Genomic DNA, 25,533 nt, shown 5'->3' with positions numbered 1-25,533 from the left:
CAAAATTAATTATAATTTTATAATATGCCCACCGTCAAAGAAATACAGATAGCGTTCCTTCACTTCTTTACCTAAGCTAGCTTCTATTGCTTTTGAATATAAATCAATTTGAACACCGTAACGTTTTTTTGCTTCTTTTTCAAGGGCACCTTCTTCTTGATATGCAGTTGTTTTGTCGGTTTTATAATCAATTAATACAACTCCATCTTCTTCAACAAGCAGTAAATCAATGATCCCTTGAATTAAAATCAATTCATCTTCCTCTATCCAATTCGGATATAATTCAGATGCAGAAATCCCATAACTAAAAGGCACTTCTCGCTGTATTTGATTTGCATTTTTAACCTTTTGACCTAGAAGAGAATGACAAAAACCATAAATATTTTTTATATCAATGGCGTTCTCTTGGTCGCTAGTTAGTAATTCTTTCTGAACCATTTCTTCCAATTGACCTTTTATTGAATCTATTGTATCGACATTATCGTAATTTAAGTACTGCATAACAGAATGTGTTGCTGTTCCAACTTCAGCAGCAGTTAATTTCATTGATTCCATAAATTTCGGTCTGGAAAGTGTCATTCGTTTCTGTTTCATAAATTTTGGAGCAAACAGTTCTTCTTCCTGCATTTTTCGCTTTAATTCAGTAACAGACTGCTTTGGTCGTTCGAGAGTTGCTTGGGAATATGGATATTGCCATTGCAAACGTTCTTTCACAATATCCGCTAAATCACTTTCAGAGACTTCTATCATTTCTTTCTTTTGAATACTAGTTAATACATCTTCCTTTTCATTTAAGTATTCATCGGTTTCATCTTTCGTTAGCGTTGATGAATCAATGATCTCAAAATGCCAGCGTGTAGGATGGGATTTTATCTCCTCCATAGTGTGCCAGTCTTCTTTCTCATCTCTTAAAACGTTACTAGAATCATGACGAATAATCGAAGCACCAATCCAATCCAGATAACTCTTCGCACCTGAAATTACACTACGAGGAAGTAACCATTCCTCTATATTTTCAACTTCTCGCCACGAAGAAACTGATTTCTCTATGTCTTTTACTCTACCTACTAATATCAGTTTCTCTCTTGCACGTGTTAACGCAACGTATAAGATACGTAGTTCTTCAGATAATAACTCGTCTCTCTCTGTACGTTTAATTGTTTCTTTTAACAAAGTTGAGGTAGATGTTCGGTAAACTGGATGTACATAATTAATACCTAATCCTAATTCTTTATGAAGGATTAATTTTGAAGCTAAATCCCTAGTATTAAATTGTTTAGACGTATTAATGACAAAGACAACTGGGAACTCTAGCCCCTTACTTTTATGAATCGTCATCATTTGAACAACATTTTCTTGCTCACCAATTAAACGAACTTCTCCTAATTCCTCTCCACGTTCTTGCATTCGATCGAGAAATCGTAAGAACTGGAACAAGCTTCGGTAATTTGTTTCCTCTAAAACTTTTGCTTTTTCAAATATTGTCATTAAATTTGCTTGTCGCTGTTTTCCACCTGGTAAGCCACCTACAAAATCAAAATACGAAGAGGCTTTTAATACTCTCCATATAAATAGCGATAAACTTTCACTTTGAACTATACTTCTCCATTCGCTAAGTTGTTCGATAAAATTTGAAAGAATTCTTTTCACTCGTGAATTACTATATTCTACTATATCACCATTTACTACCTTCATAACTGCATCGTAGAAAGACCCTTTTCCCGACTGAATTCGAATTTCAGCAAGCTCTTTTTCTGAAAGTCCTACGATTGGTGAACGTAAAACTGAAGCTAAAGGAATATCCTGGATTGGATTATCAATCACCTTTAATAAATTTAAAAATATCGCTATTTCAATCGTTTCAAATAAATTATTACTCTTTTCTGCATACAAAGGAATGCCCTGAGCTTTGAACTCTTCAATATACATGTCCGCATTAGAAAGTGAACGCGCTAAAATAGCAATATCTTTATATTGAACTGGTCTCATATTACCGTTCTTTTCCGTTACAAGATAACCTGTTGAAACAAGTTCTTTCACTCGTTTAGCAACATATCTCGCTTCGATTTGCTCTAACTTTTCCTCTATTAAACTAGTATTCATTTCTTCAGGATTTTCACTTTCTTCCTGAATTTCTTCATCAAGATCTGCTTTCGTTAAAAGGACTAGTTCACTCATACATGCATCATATGATGGATAACTCGCGCCTAGTTTAAGCATGGCATCTTCATCATAATCAATACCACCTAGACTCTCACCCATTATTTGTTTAAATATAAAGTTTGTTGAATCTAACACTTCGGCACGACTACGGAAATTTTTCGATAAATCAATTTTTAAGCCTGTTTCTTCATTCTTGTTCTTATGAAAGGTATTATATTTTGAAATAAATAACTGTGGTTCAGCTAGACGAAAACGATAAATAGATTGCTTCACATCGCCAACCATGAATAAGTTTCCATCAGCACCCTCACCACTTGTAATCAATTTTAAAATGGATTCTTGTACATAATTTGTATCTTGATATTCATCTACTAGCACTTCATGAAATTTCTCTTGATAAACTTTTGCAACGGCTGATGGTAGAAGCTTACCCCCTCCATTTTCATCCATTAAAATTTGAAGTGCAAAATGCTCTAAATCGTTAAAATCTAGAATCCCTTTTTCCATTTTGGCTTCTTGAAATCTTAATCGAAAATTCTTAACTAATTCGGCCAGCTTCATTAATAGTGGCTGAAGTTCTCTTAGCTGTTCAATATAGCCTGAAGATGGACGTGAAAAATACTTTGTTAAAAGATCTGATATTCCCTTCTTCACATCATCTCTATACCCTTTAGCTAACTCTTTTTTCTGTTCATTACACTCGCCTTTTTTTATTGCAGCAATGCGTTTAAACTGGATATTTTGAAACTCATTTCGAATATCATCCCAGTTCATTCCGCTTAATCTAGCTAGTTTTTCTAGAGAAAAATATTCCTCTTGAAATAAATCAACATATTTAATAGGACCATCCGGGCTGTTTGCTAGTTGTAATGCCTGTTCATAAGAAGATCGGAAAGATCGGATATCTTCTTCTAGATATTTTTTTAGTAACTCAACAAAAGGAAGCTCATCAATTGTTTTATCTTCTACATCATAATTTTTTAGAAGTTGATCAAGAAATGCATTTGGATCGGGATTTGCCACTGCATGACGATATAATTTTAAAATAAATTGCGATAGCTCTTGATCATCACGATCACTTGTATACCGTGATACAAATTCAAAGAACACCTCGTTCGTCTCATTACTATATTCTTCTTCTAACAATTCCTCGAGTACTTCATCCATTAATAGCTTAATTTCAATTTCTTCTGCTGTTCGAAAATTCGGATCGATATTTAATAAATAATAATTCGAACGAATAACATCTGTACAAAATGAATGTATTGTCGAAATAGATGCCTTGTTTAAGAGAGCAATTTGCTTTCGTAAATGATCAGAGGTTGGATTAATTTGGAGCTGATTTTCAAGTGCATTCCCAATTCTTTCCTTCATTTCTTGAGCACTGGCTTTTGTAAACGTTACAACAAGTAATTCATCAACATTAATTGGATTTTCTTCCCGAAGTACTTTTTGAATTATTCTCTCGACTAGAACTGCAGTTTTTCCAGACCCAGCAGCTGCTGCAACTAAAATGTCACTACCTTCCATTTCAATCGCTTTTAATTGGTCTTCGGTCCATTGATTTTTTGGTGTTTTATTTTGTTCTTGACTCATTATTCGCCACCTCCTCAATCATCTTTTGTATTGCATCTTCATCTTTTAAAGGTGGTAAAATACGATATTCATTACCTTTTATTGTTTTATCAAATTGGCATATAGATTGATATGAACAGTATTTGCACGGTACATGATCCTTTTGCTGATAAGGATTTGCCGTTACTTCCCCTGCTAAAATTTGTTCACCAGCTTCAGTAAATTTTTGTTTAATATAATTGCTCATTAAAGGATAATGTTCTTTATCAATAACCTTTGAACTCTTTGTATAGTTCCCATCCTTTTTAATAGCAACTGGGACAATGCTAGATGACCCACCATCTTGATCCAACGTTCTGTCCATTAACACATTACTTTCTCGTTCACCAAGTAATAGACCATTCATCTTAAATTTTTTAAAAAGCTCGTCCTCAGCATCACTTTCATCTACTTTATTCCCTAAATCAACGATTGGATTTTGAACATGAAAATATAATACTCCTGCAGGATTTGCTTTTTGACCAGTAAGTGTTTGCGAATTTGTAATTGCAATATCTAAATAAGTTAGTAATTGCAATGCTAATCCATAATAAACATCCGATAGTTTTAAAGCTTTATCTCTTGATTTATAATCAATAATTCTGAGATATTCTCCATTTTCACTAACTGCTTCATCAATACGGTCTATACGTCCGCCTAAGTTCATTTTTTTATTTTTACCGATTGGTAATTCATACGAACTTAATATTTGATTTTTTCCAAACCCAACCTCTAACGCAATTGGTCTGAACTCTCCTACTTCCTCTTGTTTACTTAAAATATAGGAAACTTTTGAAATAACAGATTGCATTTTTTTCTTTAAAAAACGATAGCGATTCGTACTATGCAATATATCACGTTGAAATTTTGGAGCAATTTCTTCGATTACTTCATGAGCTAGCTTGTCACATTCAGCCTGTGATAAATTACTCCAGCTTTTATTTTCTCTCATTAAAGCTTCTCCAATTACCGTTAAGGCACTGTGGAAAAGTTGTCCCATATCAAATGCTTCAAATTTATAAACATCACGTTCTTGTAGCTGAAGACCAAATCTTGCAAAATGAGCATAAGCACATTGATGGAACAATTCAATTCGGGAAACGGAACCTTGTAACTCTTCACCATACAACTCACTACTTAACTCTTCTCCTAGAGAAACTGCGACATTATCATACGTTATACTACTTAAAGCCTTGAATAATTGATCGCGCCAGATGTCATCTTCAATTAACACGTTGTAAATAGTCCACCATAAATCCATATTTACACGTTCTTCTTGAACAATCCAATTTTGAGTTTGAAGAACAAGATTGGAAACAGCCATTTCCTTGTTTGTTACATAAGACAATTGTTCTTTAGGTGTACGCATTGAAATGTCACCACTTTCAAAACGTTGCTGAAAGCCAGGAAACAACCCTTTCATTCTAGAAATTAAACTAGAAGGTGCTAATGCTTTTCCATCATCATTCGTAAGAGGATATGTGATTGTTAATCGTTCACTTGCTCTTGTTAAACCGACATACATATTAAAATTCTCGGCAAATAGCTGATAGGTGCTTGTTGGAGCTACTTCAATTCCATTTTGAATTAGAAGGGTTCTAGCTTCATCACCTAATAACCCGTCTTCTCTAACCTTACTTGGAATAACCCCTTCATTAACCCCAATTACATAAGCACACTTCACACGCTGCAAACGAGAATGGTCAAAGTTTGCAACAGAAACTTGATCAAGAGAAGGAGGAACATTTGCAAATTGTAACGATTGGATCCCTGTTTGAAGTAATTCAAAAAATGTCTTTCTTGAAATTTTCTCATCCCCAATTAATTCAACGCATTCATCAAGTAAATTGACAAATCCTTTCCAGACTTGTTCATGATCTTTACTTTCTAATAACCTACCTTGTTCCTCTGCTTCATCTCTTAATCGTTGCAGCTTCTCAGGTAACTGAATTTCTTCAGTAAATTCATATAATGCTATACACATTTCTCTCGTATTTTTAGCATTCTTCAACTCTGAAACAAGTTGTTGAACCGGTTCAACTAATAGAGCGCGATCTTCGTTAATTTGTTCCTCAAACATCTTCTCTTCATCTGTCACAGTAGCTTTGACACCATCTAGTGAACGATATTTTCGATACGTAAAGCGGTCTTCGCTTGTCCACTTTTTCCCTTGCATTCCGTAAGCAATACAAAAATTTTCAAATGCGTCAATTCTCTCGCGTCTTTTTTTCATATGGCTTTGTAATGGATATAATAATTCTGTTTTATACGCAGTAAAAATACCATCGTATCTCCAATTTTTTTGGATAATGTCAATTACAGCTAGTAAAAGTCGATACATTGGGTGCTGCATCATCGAACGCTTTTCTTCTATAAAAAGAGGGATATCATATGATTGAAAAATAGTAGATATCAAGTGGCTATAATCATCACTATTGCGTAAAAAAATTGCAATATCTCGGTAACGATAACCTTTTTCTTTTACAAGACTAGTAATTTCTCTTGCAACCGCATCGACCTCAGCACGCTTTGTAACTGCCCCGATAATCGAAATATGTTCAGATTGTAGAAACGGTTTGACCGGACGAGAATCAAAATTTTGTTCAAGGTGTTGTAGATCTTTACGATGACCAAATCGATTTTCAGTATTCGTTAGTCGAACTGGCTCTTCGATTACCTGATTATTTTCACTTGCAAGTCCTAATAGCTGTTGATAAAGCACAGCTGGTTTATAAAATAAGTTAAGCTCATTAGGTAAACCATTATCATACGCACGATCAATCGTTAAACTAAACTTGATCTCTTTACACACCTTCATTAACGCTTCAACAACACTTCGTTCCTGTGGTGCCAAGTCATAATAACCATCAATATAAACGATGCTATTTTTTACATATTCACTAGTAGGAATTTGCTTAATTAGTAAATTTAAATAGTCCTCAGAATCTAGATACTTATCTTTTACATGTTCCTCAAAAGCATCCATCACAATTCGAATATCATGTAGCTTTTGTTGTACAAACATAGTATTCTTAGACTGCTCTTGTTCTAATTGATGAATAATCTCTTGAAGAGCATCAGATGATACTTGAAATCCTTTAAATTCTGCCATCAACTTCGTTAAATCATCAAAAAAACCTTGCTGATTGGAAACATTTTTTAAAATCTTCAATTCTTCTTTTCGTTCCTCAATAATCTTTCTTAAGAGAATTGAAATTCCAACATCACTAATATGAGTACGACTCATTCCACCAGTTTCTTGAAGAACCTTCCATGCTAAACGGGAAAAGCTAAATACTTGTGAGTTTAACATCCCCTTATGTTCTGCTTTTTTTACAAGCTCATATTCCATCTGGAATGTCATTTGATCAGGAACAATAAAAATAACTTTTTCATCATTATTTTTCATTCTCATACTAATATCATTTATACAAAAATAAGTCTTCCCGCTCCCAGCAGGACCTAGAATAAATTGGAATGACATAAATGAACCTCCTTTACAAATGCTTTTTACTATTTTAATTTTGATTTTCAGACCTTACCAATAAAGAAAAGCCCCTTAAAGGAGCTTTCATTCGTTATTTGTAAAAATCTATATTGAATTTCGATAATGGCCAATAACGTACATCTACCTTACCAACAATTTTATCAATTTTTACGAAACCAAACAAACGGCTGTCGTAACTTTTCGGACGATTATCTCCTTCTACAAAAATATAGCCAGGAGGTACCACTGTTTTACCAGTAATTTCTTTTAACGTGAAATCACCTGTAAAACTTCTACCATTTAAGTTCTTTTTATACTGATCTAAGTATGGTTCTGAATATTGTTTATTATTTATATATAAATGATCTTTCTTGTACTCAATCGAATCTCCAGGTAAACCAATAATTCGTTTAACATAATCTTCTTTTTTGTTGGCATGAAAAACAATCACATCGAACCTGTTTAAATCACTAATTTGATACCCAATTTTATTAATAACTAGTAAGTTACCATTCTGAAGAGTTGGCATCATCGATTCTCCATCAACGACATATGTTGAAAATAAATAATTCCTTACAAGAAACGCAATTACCAATCCAACAATTATTGCTTTACCCCAATCTAAAACAAATTTCTTCACCTTCACTCAGTGTCTCCCCTTTAAATAACGAATCGTACGATTACTCGTCAGAAGGTTGAGTTTGATCAGTGTCTGAGGGAGTTTTCTCATTGAAGTTCATTCTTTTTTCAATCACTTTTCCAACAACCCATAAAACTGCAATTAATATAACTGTAACTGTTGCTTTCCTTGGATCATGAAAGACGGATGTAATATGCTTTCCTAAATAACTAATGATCGCAATCAATGTAAATTTTCCAAGTACTAAAGCAATAATAAATTGTTTTATATTAATTTTTGAAATACCTGCAACAATATTAATTAAAAATGATGGCGAAAACGGAAAACAAAACAATAAAAATATAGGACCAAATCCACGTTTTTCAATCCATTTAATTGCATTACTTGCTTTTGGATGTTTATTCAAAAAATTATAAAAGCGCTTTTGCCCAAATTTACGAACTAAATAGAACAATAAAATTGAACCTAAACATGAACCAAGCCACGAATAAATGAAACCTAAAAATGGTCCAAAAGCAACTGAATTTGCTAAAACAAATACAACAAGAGGAAGTATTGGAAAAAAAGCTTCTATTAATGGTAAAGATATACCAATTAGCGGTCCAAATCCTCGATAGTGATCAATTAATTCTAAGAAATGTGCCTCTGTAAAAAATCCCTTTATACTATAGAAATCCATGAAGTAAGTATCTCCTTAAGCCCTTATTAACACTTAACTGTCTTACTCTTTACATTAACACATCTATTAATTATTTCAATAAATTCATTTAAATCCCTTTAACTTGATCTTAGAAATTTTTATTTCAGATTAAAATCGTTCTTTTTATCTAATTTTCTCCTATCTTATTTTTCAATTTAAAGGCTGTTTTCGTATACATTTTTGCTATTTTAGAATGCGTTAGTTGATTACAACTCCAGGATGCTCGCTTTCCTAGGGGCGTGAGCTGAGCCTCCTCGTCGCTATCGCTCCTGTGGGGTCTCAGCCTTCCCGCATCTCCCACAGAAGCCCTTCACCCTTCTGTTCCAATCAACTTCTGTCTTTTAAATTACAATCCCTAAAAGCAACAATCTTTATAAAAAGAGCCTATTTAAACCAGTTAGTAAAATTTTATTTTATAGAAGCTTATCCTATTCTTTTAACTCAAAATAAAAAATCCTTATCCATTAAGAAATAAGGATTTTTGTTAAAAATAGGATCTATTTTAATAGATTGTTTTTTTATTATTTTTTAATAGTAAATTGCTGATCATGAAGTTGATTGAAGCGGAAATCAACTTATCACATTTTTAATAGTATTAAAGTATAAGAAAACAGCTTAAAAATATAATTATTACATTATACCTGATGGCAGTCTTCACTTACTAACACATTTTTAATATATGTGTTGATATCTTGATTTGGAATTAAGGTGTAATTCTTTTTCGGTTTTGATGGACATTTCATTCGTTCTTCAAAAATTGCTCTTAAATGTGCTGTACGATATAACTGGTTTTCAAAAGAACCTTTCGAAATATCTAATTCAATTTCTAATTCATTTGAAAATCGTACAATCGTTCGATTAAAACGTCCACCTCTAAACTGATTTACATGCTGATGAGAAATCCAAGTACATTCATTCTTTTTAGAGGAAGTTGTGGGAAAAACGAAGATTTGATTTGTTGCGCTAATCGCAATTGGTGCCTTATGGGAAATGGAAATCATTCTTTTTGTGCCTTCTTTTCTTCCTTTATAACTACTTCCGAAATAGGCACAGCTTCTTTCAATAATTTCCATCGGTTTTAGCAATACATAAAAAACTTCTTCTGTTTCAAACACTTTTGAAATAACTGCATGATCAACGGTATATTCCGCCATAATCAACATCGTGTATTTATTAATCTCATAATCAACCAAAACTTTTACACGATCAGTGGTCGGGTTTAATACATTAATTCCTTTCTCTACTCTAGTATAATTGTACAAATAAATTCCTCCTTTTTAGTAGATGAGACAATAGTCATACAAAATCCAATTCTATATACTATTTTTAAAAATCTTTAAATGAATAGATTTTCTATATTGTCTCGCAGTTAAAACAATGATTATTCTACGTTGTTAGTGACATGTTATCATAATTTTTACATAAAAATACAAATTATCAGAATTTTTAACAAAATATTCATATTTTTTTAAAATAACATTTCACTACTTATTACTTCTTTACCTATTACCGATACAAAACAAAAATAAGTAAAAATGTTCACATCAATCTTATTAACTAGGAATTTCAGCTCTATTTTTTAATTTTTCAGCTCGGTTATTTTCGATATTTACGAGGAGAAGTTGATTTCCACTTCAGGATGCTCGCTTTCCTTGGGGCGGGCGGTGAGCCTCCTCGTCGCTATCGCTCCTGCGGGGTCTCACCTGTCCCGCTGCTCCCACAGGAGTCTCGCACCTTCCGTTCCAATCAACTTCTTTATCAACAGTTACCTATAAGATAATCTTTTAAAACAATAATCTTTTAGAAAAGGTTGTAATAAGACTATTATATTTAAACAGTCTTTAATATCAGGATTTTAGTCAAGCAGAGCAAATAAAAAAGAAAAGTCACCCAAAGCATTTATTGGATGACTACTCATATTATTTACCCGTAAATTGTTCTTCTTCAGTTGAACCTTTTAATGCTGTTGTTGATGAAGTTCCACCTGTTATAATTTGTGCTACTTCATCAAAATAACCAGTTCCTACTTCTCTCTGGTGTCTAGTAGCAGTGTAACCAAATTGCTCACTTGTAAATTCAGCTTGTTGTAGTTCTGAATATGCTCCCATTCCACGTTCTTTATATTTCCGTGCAAGTTCAAACATCCCAAAGTTTAAGGCATGAAAACCTGCTAATGTGACAAATTGGAATTTGTATCCCATTTCTGCAATTTGTTGTTGGAACGTTTCGATTGTTTCATCATCCAATTTTTTCTTCCAATTAAAAGAGGGTGAACAATTATATGCGAGTAATTTACCAGGGAACTTTGCATGAATCGCATCTGCAAAACGTTTTGCATCTTCTAAATTTGGTTCAGATGTTTCACACCATACTAAGTCAGCATATGGTGCATAAGCTAAACCTCTAGCTATTGCTTGATCTAATCCTGCTCTAGTACGATAAAAGCCTTCAGTTGTTCTTTCTCCAGTAATGAATTGTTGATCAACTGGATCAATATCACTTGTGATTAAATCAGCAGCATCTGCATCTGTTCGAGCCACTATAAGTGTTGACACTCCCATTACATCAGCTGCCAGTCGAGCAGAAATTAAATTTCGAATGGCTGTCTGTGTTGGTAATAGGACTTTTCCTCCAAGATGGCCGCATTTTTTCTCTGATGACAATTGATCTTCAAAATGAACAGCTGCTGCACCTGCCTCAATCATACTTTTCATCAGTTCGAATACGTTTAATTGTCCGCCAAATCCTGCCTCAGCATCTGCAACAATTGGTGCAAAGTAATCTATTTCTTCTACACCTTCAACATATTGAATTTGATCTGCACGTTGGAATGCTTGATTTATTCTTTTTACAACTGCTGGTACTGAATTTGCTGGATAAAGACTTTGGTCTGGGTACATATGTCCTGATAAATTGGCATCAGCAGCAACTTGCCATCCACTTAAGTAAATTGCTTTAAGCCCAGCTTTAACTTGTTGAATCGCCTGATTCCCAGTTAATGCACCTAATGAAGAAATGTAACTTTCTTCATGTAGTAACTTCCATAATTTTTCTGAACCATTCCTTGCTAAAGTATAGTCAATATCAATCGATCCTCTTAGCCTTATTACTTCTTCAGCACGATAAGGACGAGTAATTCCGTTCCAGCGTTCATCCAACTCCCAATTTTCCTGTAAAGCTATAATGCGTTGTTCACGATTCATTTTATCTTCCCTCCGAAATTATTTTCATATTTTTCAGAAATTTATCTTTATAAATAATCGTACCCCTTCAATGTTAAGAAATCTTCAAAGTCATCTTCTTCAATTAAATGATCAAACAATGTAATTGCCTCAGAAAAACGACCGCTATTATACCGTTCCATTCCAATTTCATGCTGTAGCTTGTTCATTTCCTCGTTTTTCAACGTATGAACTAGATTTAATGTGATTTTTTCTCCGTTCTCTAATACGCCTTTTTCATGGCGAATCCATTGCCAAATTTGAGCACGAGAGATTTCCGCTGTTGCAGCATCTTCCATTAAGTTATATAAAGGGACCGCACCTTTCCCACCAAGCCATGCTTCAATGTATTGGATAGCAACGGTGATATTTGTACGTAACCCTTGTTCTGTAATTTTTCCAATTGGTAGTTCTAATAAATTTTCTTCTTTTACATTTACATCATCACGTTTTACATGAATTTGATTCGGCGTAAGCATCAACTCATCAAATACGTTTAGAGCAACAGGAACTAACCCTGGGTGAGCAACCCATGTACCGTCGTGTCCGTCACGCGCTTCACGTTCTTTATCTAGTCTTACTTTCGAAAAGGCTGCTGCATTTTTCTCTTCATCACCTTTAATAGGGATTTGAGCTGCCATTCCTCCGATTGCGGGTGCATTCCTCCTGTGACAAACTTGAATTACTTTTTGTGAATATGCCCTCATAAACGGTGATTCCATTGTTACTTCAGAACGATCGGGTAAAATACACTTTTTATCATATCGAAGCATTTTTATAACACTAAAAATATAATCCCATCTCCCACAGTTAAAGCCTGCAGAATGCTCTCTCAATTCGAATAAAATTTCTTCCATTTCAAAAGCTGCTGCAATTGTTTCTATTAATACAGTTGCTTTGATTGTTCCTCTTGGTATATTCAAGTATTCTTGTGCAAATATAAATACATCATTCCAGAACCTAGCTTCTAAATAACTTTCCATCTTAGGCAAGTAAAAGTACGGTCCTGATCCATTTGTTAACAATTGATTAACATTATGAAAAAAATAAAGTCCAAAATCTACTAAACTACCAGACATTTGTTGCCCATTAACTAGAATGTGTTTTTCATTTAAATGCCAACCACGTGGCCTTACAACTAAAGTAGCCGTTTTATCTTTTAAATGATACGTTTTTCCATTTGAAGAAAAAGAAATGGTGCGGTTCACAGCGTCACGTAAATTGATTTGGCCATTCATTATGTTTTCCCATGTCGGTGACGTAGCGTCTTCAAAGTCAGCCATAAAAACAAATGCATCTGAATTCAAAGCATTAATGACCATTTTACGATCAACAGGACCAGTAATTTCTACTCTTCGGTTCTGTAAATCACTCGGAAGTGGACCAATTGTCCATTCGCCTTCTCGAACATCTTTTGTCTCGTCTAGAAAGTGGAGGCTTTCTCCATTTTTCAACTTGTCCATTCTTTCTTTTCTATTTAATAATAAGGCCTGTCTTCTATCCTCAAACTGACTGTGAAGTTTTCCTAAAAACAATAATGCTTCTTTTGTAAGAATTTCATTTCCACCTTCTAGACTGTTTCCAATGATTTTAATATCCGAAAGATCTATCGCCATTTCCATCCTCCTTAGTTATATAACAGATTAATTTATTTTAAATTATTATATAACAGAACCAAGAAAACGATACTTCTTTTCATTTTTATAATTTCAAGAAAATTCGACAAAGTCTTTATATTTATTTACTATCAATTTACAATTTTAAATTTTTTCTTAATATTATATCAACATTTGGGTAGTAAGATGGATTTGTGAACTAGGAATAATACATATTCCTTAATAATCCGAGGGGGAAAGTAAATGAAAAAAGCATTACCTGCATTTATTGTTGCTTCAGCTTTATTAACAAGTCAATCTGGACTATTCCATCAAGATCGTGCACATGCTGAAACAAAAATTTCATCTGTAAAATATGTAACAACGAAACAACAAGTTTCAATTGATGGTTCTTTTAAGAAAGTTAGCGCAATTAACTACAATGGAAAAATGTTATTTTCTTTAAATGAAATTAGCAGTGGTTTAAAGATTTCAAGTGTATATAACCAAAAAGCAAATACAATGACATTTAGTACAACAGCAGGTAAGAACAAAATTAACTTAGTCATTAATTTAAAAACAAATATTACGATGTTAAATAATAAAAAAGTAAACTTTGTGGTTACTTCAGTAAATAATATTCCTTTTGGTGATGTTCAATCATTTGTAAAAATGATTGGTAAAGAAATCATTAAAACTGAAAATACATCTGATTTATTTATTACATCAAGTAATTTATTACAAGGTGACATTAACGATGCACAATTTGTCGCTGGTAACAAACTACTTCTAAAAGCTGATACTGATGATGGTGCTGTATCTTATCTTGTTAATCCAGTGACATTTAAAGTAGAAAAAACATTACCATTTGGTGTTTCAGTCGTTTCTCCAAACGGAAATAAAGCTGCTTTCGTTGATGAAGATGGATTTATCAATGTTTATGATTTTACGACTGGAAAAACGTTAGTAAATGACAAAAGCGATGATCCAAAAACTGGGTTAGTTTGGTCAAAAGATAACAGTAAAGTTTACTTCCTTAAAGGTGGTAACAATGAAATTGTTTCAGTTTTAAACCTTGCTGATAATAGCGTAACGGATGTTGTAACTGATGGAGTAAAATTCAAACAAGACCTAATTGTTCTTAGTGAAGCACCTTTAAAATTTGCTTATAAAGTTGAGTCACAATTCTCTACTACAACTGATCCTAATGGAGATTATTCAGGTCAAGATGAGAGTAAAGCATCAAATGAATTATTCTCTTATGATACAACTTCAGCTGATAAAAAAGCTGTTCAATTGACAACAGCTCCAACTGAAAATAAGGCTTTTGCTACAACTTTAGCTAATGGAGACCTTCTATACATCACTAAAAATACTGATGATGATTCAGCTCCAGAAAAATTAATGTTAATTGATCACGCAACTGGTGCTACAAAGCAATTATTAGTCCTTGCTGATAATCCAGCTCGTTCTATTACAAAAGCAGCTAATGGAGATATCTTATTGGTAATTCCTAAGAAAAATGGAGATCAAGTAGTTCAATTAACAAAAGATTGGACATTAAAATCATTATTCTCAACATCTCAAACGATTAATTCAATCGAAGCAATGAATAGTAATTCAATCACTTTCACTTATGGTGAAGATGGTTCTGAAAAAGTTGCTTATGAAGCTAACGGAAAAGTATTCCAAATTACAAAATAAATATAAAACCATTTTGGAGGGAAAAAAAATGAAAAATATTGCAAAAAAAATTACAGTGGCAGCTTTAACAACTTCTTTAGCTTTTGGTATCGGAACTACATTTGTAAATAATAAAACTGTAGGTGCTGCGTCTAATAGTAATAAAGTAGTCGTAGCTGGATCATCTGCTTTACTACCTTTAGTAAGTCAAGCTAAAAAAGAATTCATTAAATCTAATCCTAGCGTAAGTGTTTTAGTTTCAGCTTCTTCTTCTATCGCTGGCCCGCAAGCTGTAGAAAAAGGTGCTGCAACAATCGGTGCATGTGACTGGGATGCAACAAAAGCACAAGGTGGATTTAAAGCATTTAGCGGACTTGTTGCTTATAAAGTTTCAGCAACTCCATTTGCTGCAATTGTAAATAAGGATAACCCTGTATCAAATTTAACTACAGCTCAATTACAAAAAATCTTCACAGGTAAAATCACTAACTGGAAAGAAGTTGGCGGTCCTGATCATGATATCATCGTAAACAACCGTAAAATTGGTTCTGGTACTCGTTTAAACTTCCAAGCAAAAGCTTTAAATGGTGAAGATTTTATGTCTGGTGGGAATTACAAAGAACAAGCAAGCAGTGGTTCAATGGTAAGCTCTATCGGATCAGATAAATATGCTATCGGCTTTGTTGACTTAGCTTATGTTGGTGGTAATGTAAAAGCTTTAAGTTTAAATAATGTAAAACCATCTATCACAAATGTTAAAAATGGTACATATAAAGTTTGGGCATATGGCTATTTATTAACTAAAGGAAATGCTACTGGTGCTAACAAAAAATTCATTGATTATATCCAAGGCAGTAAATTCCAAAACACAACACTTTCTAGCCTAAAATTCGTTCCTTTCAAACAAGCAAAATAATACAGATAAATAAGTAGATACAAGCCCCAAGTCTAATGGGGCTTGTATCTTATATTATGAACATGGGGGTTTTCAAAATGGCAATTCCTTTACTCCAAGAAGAATCAAACACTAAAATTAAAAAAAAGACTTCATTTTTACAAACATCATTTTTTAATCGATCATATTTTATTGCTTGTATAACTAGTTCCTTATTGTTAGGACTAATTCTTTTAGCCATTGTTCTATTTATTGGTAAAACTGGATTACTAGTTTTTAAAGACGTTTCACCAAATCATTTTTTCTTTTCTCTAAATTGGAAACCTGAATCAAATCATTTTGGAGCAGGCATTTTTGTTATTGGAACTTTTAGTTTAACGGCACTAACTATGTTAATTACTGTGCCAATCTCTCTTTGTATTGCTATTTATAATTCAGAATTTGCTCCAAAGTGGCTAAGTAACATTATTGGGTTGGTCCTTGATATTCTAGTTGGGATTCCGTCAATTGTTTATGGTTATTTAGGAGCTACTTTATTAGTACCTTTTATTCGTGATACATTCCATACTTCTATTGGTGATGGCCTATTAGCAGCAGCACTTGTTTTAAGTGTTATGTGTATACCTACTGTTGCAAAAATTACAGAAGATTCATTTTTATCTGTACCAAATGAATTAAAAGAGGCTAGCTTCGGCCTTGGAAGTACCCATATTCAAATGATCCGAAGAGTGCTAATCCCTTCTTCCCTTTCAGGTATTACAACAGCAGTTGTTTTAGGAATGGCTCGCGCAATCGGAGAAACAATGGCAGTTGTTATGGTTATTGGAAATACAGCTCAATTGGCACATACATTGACAACACCAACAGCTGTACTAACAAGTAATATAGTTATGCAAATACAGGATGTAGCATTCGATTCTACTTGGAATTACGCACTGTATATGATGGCTTTCCTTTTATTATGTATTTCATTGCTATTAATTGTCATTGTTCGAAAATTACGAAACAAAGGAGTTCAATAACGTGAAGCATACTCCATTAAACTTGAATTCATCGATTAAACGGAATAATCGTTTAAATAAATTATATAAATCCTTGATTACTGTTTTTACATTTTCGGTTTTAGCATTAGTACTAGCATTATTAGGTAGAATCGTCAAAAATGGATTATTTACAATTAATTGGCACTTCTTAGTTGGTTTACCGGATGAAATGTTAGCTGGTGGTGGTGTTGGACCTTTCTTACTTAATAGTTTTTATATCTTATTACTATCACTACTAATTTCGATTCCAATTGGACTTGGTGCTGGGATCTACTTAGCTGAATATGCTAAAAAAAATAAATTAACCGAATGGATTAGTACTTGTGTAGAAGCTTTAGCCTCTGTCCCTTCTATACTTTTTGGATTATTTGGTTATGTATTATTTGTACAAGTTTTCAATATTGGATTAACAGTAATTGGTGCTGCTGTAACATTATCATTCTTAAATTTACCTGTTCTTACAAGAGTTACAGAGGAATCATTACGTAGTGTTCCCTCTTCATTTCGTGAAGCATCTTACGCTCTTGGTGCTTCTAAGGCAACTTGTATCATTACAGTCATTATCCCTGCAGCATTAAAAGGAATTTTTACAGGTATTTCATTAGCAGCTTGTCGTGCATTAGGTGAATCTGCCATTATTTTATTAGCCGGTGGTACTAGTGCTTCAGACAAAATGTGGGACTTTTCTTTAACCGCTCCTGGTGCAACCTTGCCAGTTCAATTATGGTATGTTTTATCTGCAGCTGTAGTACCGGATGCAACTAAAATCGCTGATCAGGCAGCAGCTTTGTTAGTAGTTATTGTACTACTTTTATCGCTAATCATCCGTTTACCGTTTATGATTAAACGTAAATAGTCTTCTCATAAGTAGAACCCCAACCTTTGTCAGGTGGGGTTCTATTCTTCTATATATGCTTACATATTTATTCCTAACTACTTCTTCTGTGGTACAGCATTTTCAATATAAGTTATACGCTCTAACATAGTAGGATGGTCGTATCGAAAGAACTTAACTAATCCAGGTGGATTCACCTGAGTTAAACTATTTTCTGTTAATTTTTGAAAAGCTGTTACTCCAGCTTCAGGGTCTTTTGTAAGTTTAACAGCATATAAGTCAGCAACTTTTTCAGCATGGCGTGAAATAGCGTTTTCGATCGGAGTCGCTGCAAAGCTAAGCAATGAACTAAACAATAAAAATAATGTCAAATGAACCATTGTAACTTTTTCATAAGCATTTCGATTTTTATATACCCTTCTTATTAACCAATCAATTAAATATAATCCAATTAAACTTCCAGCAATTCCACCAAACATTGATGTATAGATATCCTTCTTAATATAGTGAGACATCTCGTGAGCCATGATGAACAAGATTTCATCATCCTTTAGACCATTTATTGTTGTATCCCATAAAACAATACGAGCATTATTTCCAATTCCCGTAACATACGCATTATAGGTCGTTGTCTTTGTCGACATATCCACTTCATACACTCGCTTCGCTGGAATATTTGCTTTATGAGCCAATGTCATAATTTCCTTTTCAAGTGCTTTGTCCTTTAATGGATAAAACTGATTGTACAGTGGATCAATTACAACCGGCTGAATAAATGTTAAAAAAACTGTAAATGGGATACTTAACAACCAAACCGTAAACCACCATCTTTTAGGTCTCTTCTTCATTAACCATAACACCACATATACGACCAAATACATAATGATAAAATTAACCCAAAAGTCGATCACTTGATCTTTCATCCAACTTGGAAAGGTTTGAGTATTTATATGATAATGCTTCGATAGGAAAAATCGAATGACATCAACTGGATACGTTACAAGATATGTACTGATTGAGACAAAGAAAAAGAATAGTAGTATTTGGATAGAACGAAACTTTGTTAATTTCTCTAACCGTTCACCTGTTCTTTTCGCAAATCCACTACTGATAATCCACAAAAAAACAAACCAGTCAAATGGAAGACTAATAAAGTAAATCACATTTTTTATCGTACTATATGTTGTACTAATTTCTAGCTGTTTCTTATTCATAAATGTAGATGGGTCCATAACAGTCCCTTTTAACGTTACTGGTATTGATGGATTAGTGAACACATAAAAGTAGCATAAAATGAATGCTATATAGATTAAATAACCATATAGTATGTATTTGTTCACCTTTTTCATCTTTTCTTCGATCAAATGAATCCCCCCTATTAACATCATTTCAACTTTGTCCGATTTTTAAGAACGATTCTATTCCTTAAGTTCACACATTGTTCAATAATTTACACACATTAGTATATAATCAGTTTCTCTAATTTTATATGATATAATCAGAAAGTTCTAATAAGGGTGGTAAAAAATGAATAAATTTTACATTATTATTTTTTCATGTATTTTTTCTCTCATTGGAATAGGTGTTTATTATTTTGGATTTTACCAAAAAGATACTTCCTATTTTCCAAAAAACATTACACTAGTCGATGATCAAGATCATTCATTTTCCTTAACCGGGCAACCCAAAAAGTATAGATTGGTTGAGTTTGTCTATTTAAATTGCGCTGATATATGCCCATCTACAACTTATAAAATGGAAAAACTTCGTGATCATTTACAAGCAAAAAAAGTATTCCCTTCTAAAATTGAATTTATTACAATGACGATCGATCCTAAACGAGATAATACTAATCAATTACAAAAATATGCCCAAACCTTTCAAATGCATAAAACAAATGGATGGCATATACTAAGGGGCTCTGAAAAAGATACAAAGAAAATTACTGAAAAACTACAATTTATGTACCGAGATGCAGGTGGTGGTATGCTTGTTCACACTACTCAAACATACTTAATAGACCCAAAAGGTAACGTTGTTGATCGCTTTGGAATGGGCGAAAATGGATTCAAAACTAATGATGTGCAAAATCAAATACTTAAGACAGTACAATAAAATTGAAAAGCGGAGGCTCCTTGTTTAGCTCTTGGGAACTAGACAAGTCGAAAAACGGAAGTAACCAGCTTAACTACAACTAATTGAAACAAACAACAAGAGAAGGAGTATTTTATCCTTCTCTTGTTGTTTAACTTCCTTCAAACATTTCAATATTTAGTTGATTTTAATGGTTTAACATAAATGGCTTGAGTAGAATTGGTTACTATACAACCTTCAAGATCTTTTTCATCTAAAAACCCAAGATGAATAGCCGATTTTATTTTTTCTCCATCTGGTTTTTTTATGATCTGAACAAGATCATTTAATTTTAATTCTTCAAGTCTATAAACTGTTTCTGCATCATCAAATTTTTCAGTGTTCCTAATCGTTCGCTGTACTTTAAAATGTTCCATTTCAATTTCGCCATTCGCATTCTGTCCAACTTCAAGATCAAAATATCCATGAAAAATTTTCTTTAACTCTTCCATTCGATATTCAATCTCTTTTTTTCGTTGGCTTAAATCATAATAATCAGCTAACATTTCCTCTGTAATTTGATAAATATTATCGTTTTTCATTTTATTCACCACATTTCATACAAAGATATTTCATCTTATTATGAAATGTGAGGCATTATTACTAAAATTGGACAAATTTAAAACTCGCCATAACTAAGCGAGTTTTTTTGTTTTACTATTTTAATTCAAAATTCTTTCCAATAATAAATTACAGTTACAAATAAAGATACAATTGTAAATAAAAGTGACACTATAAACGAAAATGATTTACCTTCAATATGAACTGTAGGTTCATCTTTTACTTTTATTCCTGTTTGTGATTGAGCAATTAGCCTCGCATTATCAGATGAAAATCCTCCACTACTTGTAAAAAACTTAATGCTAAAAGTGACAATTAGACCTACGATAAAGGCATATTCGATCATTTTACCATGCATAAAGTCTGCTACAAACCATGTTAAACCAAATAATATTCCTATCGTAATTACAGCGAAAATAAGTTTCTTCATTCTTTCATTCCTTTCTGTTCAAAGAACCTCATTTTTATTGATTATACTCTATTTCAGATTAATAAGGCCTGAATATTCAAAGTTTTGTGTCAAAATACAACGTTTCTCAACCTTAATGATTTGTTTATTTCCAATGTACTAAGTACGCATGAAACCTCTATAATTCTTTCAAATGATTCGATAGTTTATTTTGCCAAAGCAGAAAGTAACTTATGTCACTCAAAAAAACAAGTAACAAAAAGCATTCCCAAAATGTAATCATTCAGGAATGCCTTACCACTATCATTTAGTCTGTAATTCTTCTTTTAAAGCTCTACGCAAAATTTTTCCAGTTGAATTTTTTGGAAGTTCTTCAATGAATTCAATCGATGAAGGCACTTTATATTTTGCTAGATGAATTTTACAGTACTCAATTAACTCTTCTTCAGAAAGAGACGGATTCTTCGAGACAACATACGCCTTTACACTTTCTCCTAAGTTCTCATCTGGTACTCCAATTACTGCTACTTCAACAACATCTGAATGATTATAGATTACTTCTTCTACTTCACGTGGATAGACATTATAGCCTCCAACGAGTATCATTTCTTTTTTACGATCAACAATAAAGAAGTAGCCATCTTCATCCATTCTTGCTAAATCACCTGTATAAAGCCAGCCATCACGTAATGTTTTTGCAGTATCCTCTGGCATTTTATAATACCCTTTCATGACATTAGGACCTTTTACAATCAGCTCGCCAACTTCACCAACAGGTACTTCCTCACCTAACTCATTTACGACTTTGTTAATAACATTATTTATATTCTTTCCGATTGATCCAGCTTTTCTTTTGTCTAAAGGATTAAAGCATGTAACCGGAGCAGCTTCTGACAATCCATAGCCTTCTGAGACTTGAACATTAAACTTTCTTTCAAAATTTTCAAGTAAAGCCACGGGTAATGAAGAACCACCTGAAATACAAATTCTGAACGTTTTTAAATCTTCTGGCTGTCCATCTGGATATTGATACATGAAATTATACATTGTAGGTACTCCAGCAAAAACTGTTGCTCCTAATTCTTTTGTAATATGGAAAATTTCTTTTGGACTGAATCTTGGAACAACAATCACACTTCCTCCTGCCATTAAAGGTGCATTAAGTGCAACTGTTAAACAGAACACATGAAACATTGGTAGTGTTGCAATGACTCGATCTTTACTTGATATTGATAAAAATCTGCTAGTATCAATTGCATTTGAATACATATTTTTATGAGTTAACATTGCCCCTTTTGGCTTTCCAGTCGTACCAGAAGTATACAAAATAACCGCAATATCATCTTCATGTATTTCTGGCTGCCCAAAAGTTGTATCTCCTAAGCCAATTATCGTTGTAAACGTTTTCAACTTTTCGCCAGATAAAACTGGCTCCTCACCCTGCTTCGTTTCACAAATAATATAGTGTTCTACTTTTGTTAGGACTTGAGATGCTTTTTCAACAAGTGGAAGTAATAAATCTAATGTAATGACTGCTTTTGCATCCCCATTTGTAAGAATGTATAGTAGTTCATCTGGAGTGTATAAAGGATTTATTGGAATGACCGAGGCCCCCACTTTCAATGCACCGTACAATGAAATAATAAAATGCGGGGAATTCCCAACTACTAATGCTACATTATCACCTTTTTGAATACCTAATTTTGATAAACCACAAGCAAATCTTGTAATTAAAGAATCTAACGTTTTGTATGTAATTTGTTGCCCTTCAAAAAAAACGGCGATATCTTCAGGATGATTCATAGCTGTTTCAGATAATTTTTGTACTAAATTCAAGGTAATACCTCCTTTATTTTAATACTTTTTAAAATATTCTAAATATATTATATTGCCAGAAAACTTTATTGACAAGCATGGAATAAAGATAATTTTTCTGAAAATTAAAAACTATTATCTGACTGATAATATTTATTTCTAAAAAACCTAGTAAAATAAAAGATAACTTCAAAAAATAACAATAAAAAAAGGTAATGCATCAACGCATCACCTCATTGTTATTAAAAGAATAAACTATAAAATTCATCCTCAGAAATGTTTCCGAAATAATATTTTAAATCAATCTCTTTTAGTTTATTTTTAATTTCTTGCTGATCATAACGAGTACCAATAATCAGACTTTCAATATCACTAACTTCTCCAACTCCGAAAAAGTCACCGTAAATTTTTACAGTTTCGATTATACCTTTATTTACATCTAAACGAATATCAACTTGTCCTATAGAGAAACGCTTACTATGCCCGATGTTACATTTTGGAGACTTTCCATAATTCCAGTCCCAATTTCGATATCTTGTTTCAGCAAGTTCATGAATGGCTTTCATATCCTCTTCAGTCCATTCATAAATTTGAATCTCACCTTGTTCTTTAAAAATTGACCGTAACAATAGTTGTCTAAATTCTTCAATAGTCAAATCTTCTTTTAAAAATTCTTTTATATTCGCAACACGACTACGAACTGATTTTATGCCTTTTGATTGTATTTTATCTAATTTTACATTTAAAGCATTTACAACCTCATCAATATTACTATCAAATAGTAATGTTCCATGACTAAACATTCTTCCTTTTGTAGAAAATTGAGCATTCCCTGAAATTTTACGGCCTTCTGCCAAAATATCATTGCGTCCACTTAACTCCGCATTGACGCCTAATTCTTTTAAAGCCTCAATAACTGGTTCCGTGAATTTCAAGAAATTATGAAAGCTATTACCATCATCCTTCGTAATAAAACTAAAGTTTAAATTACCTAAATCATGATAAACCGCTCCACCACCCGATAGTCTACGTACAACTTTTATATCATTATCATGTACATACTTTGCGTTAATTTCTTCAGCAGTATTTTGATTTTTTCCAATAATAATAGATGGTTGATTTATGTAAAATAAAAAATATGTCTCATCGGAAGCTAGATTTTTTAAAGCATATTCTTCCATTGCTAAATTTAAACTTGGATCTGTAACACCCTTATTATCAAGAAATAACATACTTATTTTCCCCCAGTTTTAATTCTTCCAAATTAGCCCTGTTTTGGCTAATTGTACAGGACCATTATAATATTTTTTTGCTTCTAATACTAATTCATCGATTGTCCCAAAATGAGGTAAATGCGATAGTAATAACTCTTTTACATTCGCATTAGATGCAATTGTTGCAACTTCTTTACTCGACATGTGCCCCGCTTTTGTTCCATCTTGATGTTCATAAAAATTGCAATCACATATTAATAAATCTGCATCTAGTGAAAACGGAATAAACTCTTCTTTATATGATGAATCTGCTGTATAGACAACTGATGCACTTGCAGTTTCTATTCTCATTGCAAAACAATCAACCGGATGATTTGTTTTTAAAAATGATACATTAAACGGTCCAACAGTTAGCTTTTGACTAGGATCGTAAACAATCCCTTCCGTTGCATTAGGATGTGTTAATTTTGTAAATCCTACTTGATCAAGGTTGTGACCGTAGATTGGTAACAAAGAAGCATTATTTCCTTGATTAATTAATTTGAAATATTGTAGTACCCCAAGATCTGCTATATGGTCATGATGATAATGGGAGATTAGTACACTATTTATTTCTTGTAATTGCGTAAAGTTAGGTAGTAATGAAAGTGCACCAGAGCCAATATCTACGACTAACTTAAAATCATTTTCTTCAAATAAATAGCAGGATGTAGCCCCTCCTTTTTCAGGATAGCCACCCCAATAACCTACGACTGTTACTTTCATATTCTCACTCCTTATCTTTCTTTAGTATAACTAAAATAATTGAGTTTAAAAAAGAAGGATATTTTCGTATACATTGTTGATATTTAGTATGTGTAATTTCCACTCCAGGATGCTCGCTTTCCTAGGGGCGTGAGCTGAGCCTCCTCGTCGCATACGCTCCTGCGGGGTCTCAGCCTTCCCGCATCTCCCAAAGGAGTCGAGCATCCTTCCGTTCCAATCAACTTCTGTCTTTTAAAATGCACAACCTGAAAGCAAAACAATCTTTAAAAAAGAACAATAAGAAAAATGTGACTTAGTACAGTGATTATATACATACCCTTGTTATCTAAGACTATTCTTTCCTAAATATCACTTCAGACAATATAAATTATTAATTTTCTAAAAATTGTACTAATACAGATTAACACTTCATATCGTGTTTTAATACAATGTTAGTAAGTAATCCAGAAGGAGTGGTTGGAATGCTTCAGAAGATGTCAGAATTTTTAAAATCGTTACCAAAGAAAAAATGCGCTAACTGTGGTACAACGATCGAAGAACAACATGATTGTTATCACAACACTTGCTCTAATTGTTTAAAAAATACTTTTTAATAAAAGACTATTATTTCCAAACGCAAAAAAAGAGCAATCTAAAGTAGATTGCACCCCTTAAAGTAGATGTTGAAAAACCCAGAGTTGGGCAACATTGACTTTAAGGGGTGTTTTCTTATGGCGAAAAAAGGTCAGAAGTTCCAAAAATATAGTTTCGAAATTAAAGC

At 32.9% G+C, this 25,533-nt stretch carries 19 protein-coding genes; 6 read left to right on the top strand and 13 right to left on the bottom strand.

What is annotated here, in order from left to right; genetic code table 11:
• Positions 1-9: 9 nt before the first annotated feature.
• The 7 genes from addA to aceB form a co-directional block, all read right to left on the bottom strand.
• On the bottom strand, positions 10-3,759 hold the full coding sequence (addA, locus tag J5Y03_RS05035; RefSeq protein WP_209403211.1) for a helicase-exonuclease AddAB subunit AddA: 3,750 nt from the start codon (positions 3,757-3,759) through the stop codon (positions 10-12).
• Positions 3,740-7,261, bottom strand: a complete 3,522-nt coding sequence (addB, locus tag J5Y03_RS05030; RefSeq protein ID WP_209403209.1) for a helicase-exonuclease AddAB subunit AddB — start codon at positions 7,259-7,261, stop codon at positions 3,740-3,742. The genes addA and addB overlap by 20 nt, the downstream gene beginning before the upstream one ends.
• Positions 7,262-7,355: 94 nt before the next feature.
• On the bottom strand, positions 7,356-7,910 hold the full coding sequence (gene lepB / locus J5Y03_RS05025) for a signal peptidase I (RefSeq protein WP_209403207.1): 555 nt from the start codon (positions 7,908-7,910) through the stop codon (positions 7,356-7,358).
• A gap of 34 nt (positions 7,911-7,944) precedes the next feature.
• Positions 7,945-8,583: a TVP38/TMEM64 family protein gene (locus J5Y03_RS05020; RefSeq protein WP_209403205.1), complete on the bottom strand. Its 639-nt coding sequence runs from the start codon at positions 8,581-8,583 to the stop codon at positions 7,945-7,947.
• Positions 8,584-9,239: 656 nt separating this feature from the next.
• The gene (locus tag J5Y03_RS05015) at positions 9,240-9,866 is read right to left on the bottom strand and encodes a competence protein ComK (RefSeq protein WP_209403203.1); all 627 of its coding nucleotides are present in this window, start codon (positions 9,864-9,866) and stop codon (positions 9,240-9,242) included.
• A gap of 657 nt (positions 9,867-10,523) precedes the next feature.
• A complete protein-coding gene (gene aceA / locus J5Y03_RS05010) occupies positions 10,524-11,807 on the bottom strand; it encodes an isocitrate lyase (RefSeq protein ID WP_209403201.1) in 1,284 nt (427 codons plus the stop codon).
• 47 nt (positions 11,808-11,854) lie between these two features.
• Positions 11,855-13,441, bottom strand: a complete 1,587-nt coding sequence (aceB, locus tag J5Y03_RS05005; protein ID WP_209403199.1) for a malate synthase A — start codon at positions 13,439-13,441, stop codon at positions 11,855-11,857.
• Positions 13,442-13,684: 243 nt separating this feature from the next.
• Between aceB and J5Y03_RS05000 the strand changes: the two genes are divergently transcribed.
• From J5Y03_RS05000 to pstA, 4 genes are all read left to right on the top strand, one after another.
• Complete coding sequence (locus J5Y03_RS05000) at positions 13,685-15,124, top strand: YncE family protein (RefSeq protein WP_209403197.1); 1,440 nt, start codon at positions 13,685-13,687, stop codon at positions 15,122-15,124.
• A 28-nt stretch (positions 15,125-15,152) separates the two neighbouring features.
• Positions 15,153-16,019 carry a phosphate ABC transporter substrate-binding protein gene (locus J5Y03_RS04995; RefSeq protein ID WP_209403195.1) on the top strand — a complete coding sequence of 289 codons (867 nt, stop codon included), beginning with the start codon at positions 15,153-15,155 and terminating at the stop codon, positions 16,017-16,019.
• Between the two features lie 77 nt (positions 16,020-16,096).
• On the top strand, positions 16,097-17,020 hold the full coding sequence (gene pstC, locus J5Y03_RS04990) for a phosphate ABC transporter permease subunit PstC (protein ID WP_245208766.1): 924 nt from the start codon (positions 16,097-16,099) through the stop codon (positions 17,018-17,020).
• A 1-nt stretch (position 17,021) separates the two neighbouring features.
• A complete protein-coding gene (gene pstA / locus J5Y03_RS04985; RefSeq protein ID WP_209403190.1) occupies positions 17,022-17,897 on the top strand; it encodes a phosphate ABC transporter permease PstA in 876 nt (291 codons plus the stop codon).
• A gap of 77 nt (positions 17,898-17,974) precedes the next feature.
• Here pstA and J5Y03_RS04980 read toward each other — a convergent pair whose 3' ends face one another.
• Complete coding sequence (locus J5Y03_RS04980) at positions 17,975-19,240, bottom strand: M48 family metallopeptidase (protein ID WP_245208765.1); 1,266 nt, start codon at positions 19,238-19,240, stop codon at positions 17,975-17,977.
• 163 nt (positions 19,241-19,403) lie between these two features.
• Here J5Y03_RS04980 and J5Y03_RS04975 point away from each other — a divergent pair, with 163 nt between their 5' ends.
• Entirely contained in the window at positions 19,404-19,991 is a 588-nt protein-coding gene (locus J5Y03_RS04975) for an SCO family protein (protein ID WP_209403188.1), read from the top strand.
• A 149-nt stretch (positions 19,992-20,140) separates the two neighbouring features.
• On the opposite strand, the gene J5Y03_RS04970 is transcribed toward J5Y03_RS04975, so the two are convergent.
• The 5 genes from J5Y03_RS04970 to J5Y03_RS04950 form a co-directional block, all read right to left on the bottom strand.
• The gene (locus J5Y03_RS04970; protein ID WP_209403186.1) at positions 20,141-20,551 is read right to left on the bottom strand and encodes a hypothetical protein; all 411 of its coding nucleotides are present in this window, start codon (positions 20,549-20,551) and stop codon (positions 20,141-20,143) included.
• Between the two features lie 125 nt (positions 20,552-20,676).
• Positions 20,677-21,000: a hypothetical protein gene (locus tag J5Y03_RS04965; protein WP_209403184.1), complete on the bottom strand. Its 324-nt coding sequence runs from the start codon at positions 20,998-21,000 to the stop codon at positions 20,677-20,679.
• A gap of 282 nt (positions 21,001-21,282) precedes the next feature.
• Positions 21,283-22,815 (bottom strand): fatty acid--CoA ligase family protein, encoded by a 1,533-nt coding sequence (locus J5Y03_RS04960; protein ID WP_209403182.1) that lies wholly within the window; start codon positions 22,813-22,815, stop codon positions 21,283-21,285.
• A 221-nt stretch (positions 22,816-23,036) separates the two neighbouring features.
• Entirely contained in the window at positions 23,037-24,026 is a 990-nt protein-coding gene (locus J5Y03_RS04955) for a lipoate--protein ligase (protein ID WP_209403180.1), read from the bottom strand.
• Positions 24,027-24,044: 18 nt separating this feature from the next.
• Positions 24,045-24,773 (bottom strand): MBL fold metallo-hydrolase, encoded by a 729-nt coding sequence (locus J5Y03_RS04950; RefSeq protein ID WP_209403178.1) that lies wholly within the window; start codon positions 24,771-24,773, stop codon positions 24,045-24,047.
• A 461-nt stretch (positions 24,774-25,234) separates the two neighbouring features.
• On the opposite strand from J5Y03_RS04950, the gene yhfH reads away from it, so the two are divergent.
• Complete coding sequence (gene yhfH / locus J5Y03_RS04945; protein WP_209403176.1) at positions 25,235-25,366, top strand: protein YhfH; 132 nt, start codon at positions 25,235-25,237, stop codon at positions 25,364-25,366.
• The last annotated feature ends 167 nt before the right edge of the window (positions 25,367-25,533 follow it).

It is taken from the genome of Gottfriedia endophytica (assembly GCF_017814275.1).
Classification (GTDB): domain Bacteria; phylum Bacillota; class Bacilli; order Bacillales; family Bacillaceae_G; genus Gottfriedia; species Gottfriedia endophytica.
The sequence above is the reverse complement of the archived record's forward strand: the minus strand, read 5'-3'. Positions and strand labels throughout refer to the sequence as shown.

Coding starts and splice junctions, on each gene's coding strand:
- J5Y03_RS04975 (WP_209403188.1), top strand. CDS start 19,404: ATGAATAAATTTTACATTATTATTTTTTCATGTATTTTTTCTCTCATT.
- yhfH (WP_209403176.1), top strand. CDS start 25,235: ATGCTTCAGAAGATGTCAGAATTTTTAAAATCGTTACCAAAGAAAAAA.
- J5Y03_RS04965 (WP_209403184.1), bottom strand. CDS start 21,000: ATGAAGAAACTTATTTTCGCTGTAATTACGATAGGAATATTATTTGGT.
- J5Y03_RS04955 (WP_209403180.1), bottom strand. CDS start 24,026: ATGTTATTTCTTGATAATAAGGGTGTTACAGATCCAAGTTTAAATTTA.
- J5Y03_RS04970 (WP_209403186.1), bottom strand. CDS start 20,551: ATGAAAAACGATAATATTTATCAAATTACAGAGGAAATGTTAGCTGAT.
- J5Y03_RS05000 (WP_209403197.1), top strand. CDS start 13,685: ATGAAAAAAGCATTACCTGCATTTATTGTTGCTTCAGCTTTATTAACA.
- J5Y03_RS04950 (WP_209403178.1), bottom strand. CDS start 24,773: ATGAAAGTAACAGTCGTAGGTTATTGGGGTGGCTATCCTGAAAAAGGA.
- pstC (WP_245208766.1), top strand. CDS start 16,097: ATGGCAATTCCTTTACTCCAAGAAGAATCAAACACTAAAATTAAAAAA.
- addB (WP_209403209.1), bottom strand. CDS start 7,261: ATGTCATTCCAATTTATTCTAGGTCCTGCTGGGAGCGGGAAGACTTAT.
- J5Y03_RS04995 (WP_209403195.1), top strand. CDS start 15,153: ATGAAAAATATTGCAAAAAAAATTACAGTGGCAGCTTTAACAACTTCT.
- aceA (WP_209403201.1), bottom strand. CDS start 11,807: ATGAATCGTGAACAACGCATTATAGCTTTACAGGAAAATTGGGAGTTG.
- aceB (WP_209403199.1), bottom strand. CDS start 13,441: ATGGCGATAGATCTTTCGGATATTAAAATCATTGGAAACAGTCTAGAA.
- J5Y03_RS05020 (WP_209403205.1), bottom strand. CDS start 8,583: ATGGATTTCTATAGTATAAAGGGATTTTTTACAGAGGCACATTTCTTA.
- addA (WP_209403211.1), bottom strand. CDS start 3,759: ATGAGTCAAGAACAAAATAAAACACCAAAAAATCAATGGACCGAAGAC.